The organism is Micrococcus sp. KRD077, assembly GCF_017168505.1.
Lineage (GTDB): Bacteria > Actinomycetota > Actinomycetes > Actinomycetales > Micrococcaceae > Micrococcus > Micrococcus luteus.
The window spans coordinates 163,424-170,740 of sequence record NZ_JABFAZ010000020.1; the positions used below are offsets into that span (position 1 = coordinate 163,424).

Genomic DNA, 7,317 nt, shown 5'->3' on the forward strand with positions numbered 1-7,317 from the left:
TTTGAGAACGGGTGACGAATCGATCCCTAGAGTCGTGGGCGCGTGGATGAAATGCACGCTACTGGTCGGATTTGCTGTCATGGTGTCTGATCCGCCGGTGTGGACAACCTCCGTCACAGGGGCATGGGCGAAGGTCACGATCGACGGCCGAGGCCGTGACCTGAGTCGCGTTCGACCCGGGATTCGAGGGCGGAGCGATGGTCGCCCGTGGCCGTCGCTGTCGGCGCAGAGGGGCTGCACAGGGGCCATCGGGAGCTGATATTCCGTCAGTTGCATATTTATTCAAGATCCGGGTAGGATCGCCACCGAGCACGCCTCCGACGGCCACGTGCCGCGCTCGGAGACCCCCCTATATAAAGAGGAGAAAACGTGAAGGAACGCATCATCCTTGCCTACTCGGGCGGCCTGGACACCTCCGTGGCCATCGGCTGGATCGCCGAGGCCACGGGCGCCGAGGTCGTCGCCGTCGCGGTCGACGTGGGCCAGGGGGGCGAGTCCCTCGAGACGATCCGCCAGCGCGCCCTGGACTGCGGCGCCGTCGAGGCCTACGTCGCCGACGCGCGTGACGAGTTCGCCGAGCAGTACTGCATGCCCACGCTCAAGGCCAACGCCCTCTACATGGACGCCTACCCGCTGGTCTCCGCGATCTCGCGCCCGGTGATCTCCCGCCACCTGGTCGCGGCGGCCCGCCAGTTCGGCGCCTCGACGGTGGCGCACGGCTGCACCGGCAAGGGCAACGACCAGGTCCGCTTCGAGGTCTCCATCCAGACCCTCGGCCCCGACCTGAAGTGCATCGCGCCGGTGCGCGACCTCGCCCTGACCCGTGAGAAGGCCATCGAGTACGCCGAGCGCAACGACCTGCCGATCGTCACCACCAAGAAGAACCCGTTCTCGATCGACCAGAACGTGTGGGGCCGCGCCGTCGAGACCGGCTTCCTCGAGGACATCTGGAACGGCCCCACGAAGGACGTCTACGACTACACGGACGACCCCGCCTTCCCGCCGGCGCCGGACGTGGTCACGATCGCCTTCGAGCGCGGCGTCCCCACGGCCCTCGACGGTCGCGCGCTGAGCCCGCTGGAGATCATCGAGGAGCTCAACCGCCGGGCCGGTGCCCAGGGCGTGGGCCGGATCGACATCGTCGAGGACCGCCTCGTGGGCATCAAGTCCCGTGAGATCTACGAGGCACCGGGCGCCATGGCGCTGATCGCGGCCCACCGTGAGCTCGAGAACGTCACCCTGGAGCGGGAACAGGCGCGCTTCAAGAAGCATGTGGACCAGCGTTGGACCGAGCTGGTCTACGACGGCCAGTGGTACTCCCCGCTGAAGCGGAACCTGGACACGTTCATCGACGCGACCCAGGAGCACGTCAACGGTGAGATCCGCCTGGAGCTCCACGGCGGCCGTGCCACGGTGCAGGGTCGCCGGTCCGAGACCGGCCTGTACGACTTCAACCTCGCCACGTACGACGAGGGCGACTCGTTCGACCAGTCCTCGGCCCGCGGGTTCATCGACATCTTCGGCCTGTCCGCGAAGACGGCCTCGGAGCGCGAGCAGCGCCTGCGCGGCGGCGACGACCTCCAGGACGTCGCCCGCCTGTCCAACGACTGACCCCGCACGCCCCGCGCACGACGGCGGCCCGCCCGCGCCCGGGCCGGCCGCCGTCGGCCTGTCACCGACCTCGAGGAGACCTTCGATGACCGAGAACACCGACGCCCGCCACGGGACCAACGAGGGCGCCCTGTGGGGCGGCCGCTTCGCCGGCGGCCCTTCCGAGGCGCTCGCCGCGCTCAGCAAGTCCACGCACTTCGACTGGCGCCTGGCGCCCTATGACATCGCCGGCTCCCGTGCCCACGCCCGGGTGCTGCACACCGCCGGTCTGCTCAGTGCGGACGACCTGGACGGGATGATCGCGGCCCTCGACCGGCTCGAGGCGGACGTGCGTTCCGGTGCCTACACCCCGGCGGCGTCCGATGAGGACGTGCACGGCTCGCTCGAGCGCGGCCTCATCGAGCGGGCCGGTCCCGAGCTCGGCGGCCGCCTGCGGGCCGGCCGATCCCGCAACGACCAGGTCGCCACCCTCGGCCGGATGTTCCTGCGCGACCACGCCCGCATCATCGCGCGGGGCGTGATCGCCACGGTGGACGCGCTGCTCGATCAGGCGCGGGCGCACCCGTACGCGCCGATGCCGGGCCGCACCCACCTGCAGCACGCGCAGCCCGTCCTGCTCTCGCACCACCTGCTCGCGCACGCCTGGGCGTTCGCGCGGGACCTGCAGCGGCTCGTGGACTGGGACGCGCGCGCGGCCGTCTCGCCGTACGGCTCCGGGGCCCTGGCCGGCTCCTCCCTGGGTCTGGACCCGAACGCCGTGGCCACCGAGCTCGGCTTCGAGTCGGCCGTGTGGAACTCGATCGACGGCACCGCCGCCCGCGACGTGTACGCGGAGTTCGCGTGGGTCGCCGCGATGGTCGGCGTCGACCTGTCCCGCATCTCGGAGGAGGTCATCTTCTGGGCCACCAAGGAGGCGGGCTTCGTGACGCTGCACGACGCGTACTCCACGGGGTCCTCGATCATGCCGCAGAAGAAGAACCCGGACGTCGCCGAGCTGGCCCGCGGCAAGTCCGGCCGCCTCATCGGCGACCTCACGGGGCTGCTGGCCACGCTCAAGGGCATGCCGCTGGCCTACAACCGCGACCTGCAGGAGGACAAGGAGCCCGTCTTCGACGCCGCGGACACCCTCGAGCTGCTGCTGCCCGCCGTCTCCGGGATGATCGCCACCCTCGAGTTCCAGACGGAGCGCATGGCGGAGCTGGCCCCGCAGGGCTTCGCGCTGGCCACCGACGTCGCCGAGTGGCTCGTCCGCCAGGGGGTCCCGTTCCGCGAGGCCCACGAGCTGTCGGGCGAGGCCGTGAAGGCGGCCGAGGCCCGGGGCGTGGAGCTGTGGGACCTCACGGACGACGAGTACGCGGCCATCTCGCCGGCGCTGACCCCGCAGGTCCGCGAGGTGCTCAGCACGGAGGGCTCGCTCGCCTCTCGCGACGCCCAGGGCGGGACCGCGCCGACGGCCGTCGCGGCGCAGATCGGGGCGCTCGAGGACGCCCTGGCGCCGCTGCGCCGCTGGGCCGACACGCCGGGCTCCGTCGTCGACGCCCGCTGACGCGGTCGCCCGGCCGAGGCGGCGCCGACCGGGCCGGACGCGGCGGCGCCCCCAGGGCACCGCCGCGTCACCCGCCGTTCACCGCGGTCGGCGTAGCATGGGTGGTCACTTTTCCGCCGGGCGGGCCGCAGCGTGGTCCGCCCCTCACCGCACCGCGAGGGCCCCCGATGACCGATACCGTGTCCGTCCGCCAGTCCGAGCTCGACCTCGAGCGGGGTCGGGTCGCCGAGCGGTACGCCCGCCTCGACGCCCTGCGTGAGGAGAAGGAGCGCCAGCTCGCGGCCGTGCGCCGGACCGGCCCGCAGGGGTCGCTGCAGAACCACTCCGAGCGCGACGCCTTCGCCAGCCTCTACGAGGACCGACTCGCCCAGCTCTACGCCGTGGACGACCGCCTCGTCTTCGGCCGGCTCGACCTCGACGCCGAGCGGGAGGGTGGGGCCGACGAGCAGCGGTACATCGGGCGCATCGGCCTCACCACCGAGGACCACGAGCGCCTCCTCGTCGACTGGCGCGCGGCCGAGGCCGGCGCCTTCTACCAGGCGACGGCGGCCCACCGGGGCCGCGTGCGCCGTCGTCGTCACCTGATGCTGCGGGGGCGCGAGGTGCGCGACCTCGAGGACGACATCCTGGACCCGACGCTGCTGGGCGAGGACGGCGTGCGCGCCGATGCCCAGGGTGCGCTGCTGGCCGCCGTCACCGCCCGACGCACGGGACGGATGGGGGACATCGTCGCCACGATCCAGGCGGAGCAGGACGAGGTGATCCGCGCGCCCCTGCCCGGGGCGGTCGTGGTGCAGGGCGGGCCCGGCACGGGGAAGACCGCCGTCGCCCTGCACCGCGCCGCCTACCTGCTGTACACCCACCGGGAGCGCCTCGCGCGCTCGGGCGTGCTGATCGTCGGCCCGTCGACCGCGTTCATGCGGTACATCGAGCGGGTGCTGCCCTCGCTGGGCGAGACCGGTGTCGTGATGTCCTCGCTGGGGACGCTGATGCCGGGTGTGCGGGCCGTCCCGGAGCGGGACCTCGACGCGGCGGCGGTGAAGGGCCGGCTGGACATGGTGGACGCCGTCGCCCACGCGGTCGCGCAGCGCCAGCGCCTGCTCGTCGAGCCGCGGCGCCTGATGATCGACGGCACGGCCGTCAAGCTCAAGCCGGCCATGGTCCGGCGCGCCCGGGACAAGGCACGGGCCACCCGCAAGCCCCACAACGAGGCCCGGGTGACGTTCGTGAAGATCCTCGTCCGCGAGCTCGCGGAGAAGCTGCGCAAGAAGCTGGAGAAGTCCTCGGGCACCCCGGTGCAGCGTGACCTCCTGCTCGAGGACGTGCGCACCTCGCGCGACGTGCGCATCGCGCTCAACCTCTGCTGGATGCCGCTGACGCCGGAGAAGCTCATCGGCGACCTCCTCACCCGGGAGGACCTGCTCCGGGCGGCCGCCCCGTGGCTGTCCGACGTCGAGGTCGGCGCGCTCCTGCGCCCGGCCGACGCCCCCTGGACCGAGGCCGACGTGCCCCTGCTGGACGAGGCGGCCGAGCTGCTCGGACGCCTCGAGACCCCGGGCCGGGGCGGTGAGTTCGCGGCCCAGCACGAGCGCAACCTCGAGAACGCCAGGGCGTCCCTGGAGAACATGCACCAGACGCTCGCGGACCTGGGCGTCGACGGCGTCGTGGACGCCGAGCAGCTGGCCGCGGCCAATGAGGCACGCGGGGTGCGACGGACCACCGCTGAGACCGCGGCCCACGACCGCACCTGGACGTACGGGCACGTGGTGGTGGACGAGGCTCAGGAGCTCTCTCCGATGCAGTGGCGCCTGCTGGCGCGCCGCTGCCCGATGAAGTCGTTCACCATCGTGGGGGACATCGCGCAGTCCTCCCGTCGTGACGCGGCCGGCTCGTGGGCGTCCGTCCTCGCCCCGGAGTTCGGGGACCGCTGGCGCCTGGAAGAGCTGACCGTGAACTACCGCTCGCCCGCGCGCGTGATGCGCTGGGCCGCGCAGGTCGCACGGGCGGCCGGGCTCGAGGTCTCCCATCCGCGCGCCGTGCGCGAGGGCGACCACCGCCCGCGCCTGGTGACGGAGCCGGGCGGGGACGTCGCGGCCCTGGCCCTCGACGCGGTCGAGGTCGAGCGGGACCGCGTGCCCGAGGCCCTGACCGCCGTGATCGCCCCCGCCGGGCGGACGGGGGAGCTGCTCACGGTCCTCCGGGAGCGGTGGGGGGAGGCGGCCGTGGACACCGCGCCGCTGCCCGGCGTCGAGATCGTCGTCGCCACCCCGTGGGAGACCAAGGGACTGGAGTTCGACACCGTCGTCCTCGTCTCGCCCGAGCGGATCGTGGCCGACGCGCGCGGCGTGGTGGGCGATCTGTACGTGGCGATGACCCGCGCCACCCAGTCGTTGTCCGTCGTCGCCGGGACGGACGCGGCCGCGCTGCCGGCCGGGCTGGCGGACGTCCCGGAGTGAGCCCCGCGGGCGACGTCGCACGTGCGCGGCGTCGCGGAGGCGCGCGGGCGCGTCGCTAGGCTGGGGGCTATGGCACCCCAGAACGAGGAGCGCGCGGCCCGACTGCGCGCACAGGCGAACGACCCGAGCTTCGAGAACGTCTGGCAGGAGCTGCGCTGGCGCGGGCTCGTGCACGTCTCGACGGACGAGGCCGCGCTGGAACAGGCGCTGGCCGGGGAGCCCGTCTCGTATTACTGCGGCTTCGACCCGACCGCTCCGTCTCTCCACCTGGGACACCTGGTCCAGCTGCTCACCCTGCGCCGCCTGCAGCTCGCCGGCCACCGCCCGTATGCCCTCGTGGGCGGCGCCACCGGCCTCATCGGCGACCCGCGGCAGACCTCGGAGCGCGTCCTGAACTCGCAGGAGACCGTGGCGGCGTGGGTGGAGTCGCTGCGCGCGCAGATCGAGCCGTACCTCTCCTTCGAGGGGGAGAACGCGGCGACCATGGTCAACAACCTGGACTGGACCGCGGGCATGAGCGCGCTGGACTTCCTGCGGGACGTCGGCAAGAACTTCCGCGTCGGCACGATGGTGAAGAAGGAGATCGTGGCCAAGCGCCTGAACTCTGATGAGGGCATCTCCTACACGGAGTTCTCCTACCAGGTGCTGCAGGGCAACGACTTCCTCGAGCTGCACCGCCGGCACGGCGTGACCCTCCAGACCGGCGGCTCCGACCAGTGGGGCAACCTCACCGCCGGCACCGAGCTGATCCGCAAGGTGGAGGGGACCCACGCCCATGCGCTGGGCACGCCGCTGATCACGAACGCGGACGGCACCAAGTTCGGCAAGTCCGAGGGCAACGCCGTCTGGCTCGACGCGGAGATGTGCTCCCCGTACGCCTTCTACCAGTTCTGGCTCAACACGGCGGACGCGGACGTCGTCGACCGACTCAAGGTCTTCACGTTCCTGACCCGCGCGGAGATCGAGGAGTACGCGCAGAAGGTGGCCGACGAGCCGTTCCGCCGGGAAGCCCAGAGGCGCCTGGCGTGGGAGGTCACGGCGCTGGCCCACGGAGAGGAGACGACGACGAAGGTCATCGAGGCCTCCCAGGCGGTGTTCGGAGGCGGCGACCTCACCACGGTGGACCCGGACACGCTGACCGCCGTGCTGGCCGAGCTGCCGCAGGCCGACCGGACCCAGTGGGAGGGGGAGCCGGGCACCGTGACCGCGGTCGAGCTGCTGGTCTCCACCGGGCTGGTCGCCTCGCGCTCCGAGGCGCGTCGGACGGTGCGCGACGGCGGCGCCTCGGTGAACAACGTGCGGGTGACGGATGCCGACCAGGTGTTCACCCGAGACGACGCCTTCGCCGGCCGGCACCTGCTGGTGCGCCGGGGCAAGAAGAACATGGCGGGTGCGGACCTGGGGGAGGCCTGACCACGGCCGCAGACCACCGGTGTCCACCGGGTCGCCAGAAGTGACCGAGGACACGACGGGCGGCGACGGCGGAGGAACCGCCCACGGGAGGAGCACAGGGCCCCGTTCTCCGCAGGATTCTGCGGAGAACGGGGCCCTCCCTCGTGCCCGGACGCCGGGTGTCACCCCTGATTTTGTGTTCGGTGGGATTCGTGTGTAGAGTTCCATCTCGTGCTCAAGACGCCGACCGGGTGACCGGGAGGCGGGGTGAAGAACACAGAATCCGCGGATTCATGCCGAGAATGGCAGGTC

Annotated in this window: 4 protein-coding genes; all 4 read left to right on the plus strand. The window is 72.2% G+C overall.

The window, feature by feature from the left end:
- The first annotated feature begins 369 nt into the window (after positions 1-369).
- Positions 370-1,611, plus strand: coding sequence for an argininosuccinate synthase (locus tag J1M39_RS05995; protein WP_041104698.1), 1,242 nt, complete (start codon positions 370-372; stop codon positions 1,609-1,611).
- 85 nt (positions 1,612-1,696) lie between these two features.
- Positions 1,697-3,157, plus strand: a complete 1,461-nt coding sequence (argH, locus tag J1M39_RS06000) for an argininosuccinate lyase (RefSeq protein WP_044659914.1) — start codon at positions 1,697-1,699, stop codon at positions 3,155-3,157.
- Positions 3,158-3,324: 167 nt separating this feature from the next.
- Positions 3,325-5,613 (plus strand): HelD family protein, encoded by a 2,289-nt coding sequence (locus tag J1M39_RS06005; RefSeq protein WP_206496571.1) that lies wholly within the window; start codon positions 3,325-3,327, stop codon positions 5,611-5,613.
- 69 nt (positions 5,614-5,682) lie between these two features.
- Positions 5,683-7,026 carry a tyrosine--tRNA ligase gene (gene tyrS / locus J1M39_RS06010; RefSeq protein WP_070708495.1) on the plus strand — a complete coding sequence of 448 codons (1,344 nt, stop codon included), beginning with the start codon at positions 5,683-5,685 and terminating at the stop codon, positions 7,024-7,026.
- Positions 7,027-7,317 lie beyond the last annotated feature (291 nt).

Excerpts from the sequence above, each read along its gene's own strand:
- argH (WP_044659914.1), top strand. The coding sequence starts at position 1,697 with ATGACCGAGAACACCGACGCCCGCCACGGGACCAACGAGGGCGCCCTG.
- J1M39_RS06005 (WP_206496571.1), top strand. The coding sequence starts at position 3,325 with ATGACCGATACCGTGTCCGTCCGCCAGTCCGAGCTCGACCTCGAGCGG.
- tyrS (WP_070708495.1), top strand. The coding sequence starts at position 5,683 with ATGGCACCCCAGAACGAGGAGCGCGCGGCCCGACTGCGCGCACAGGCG.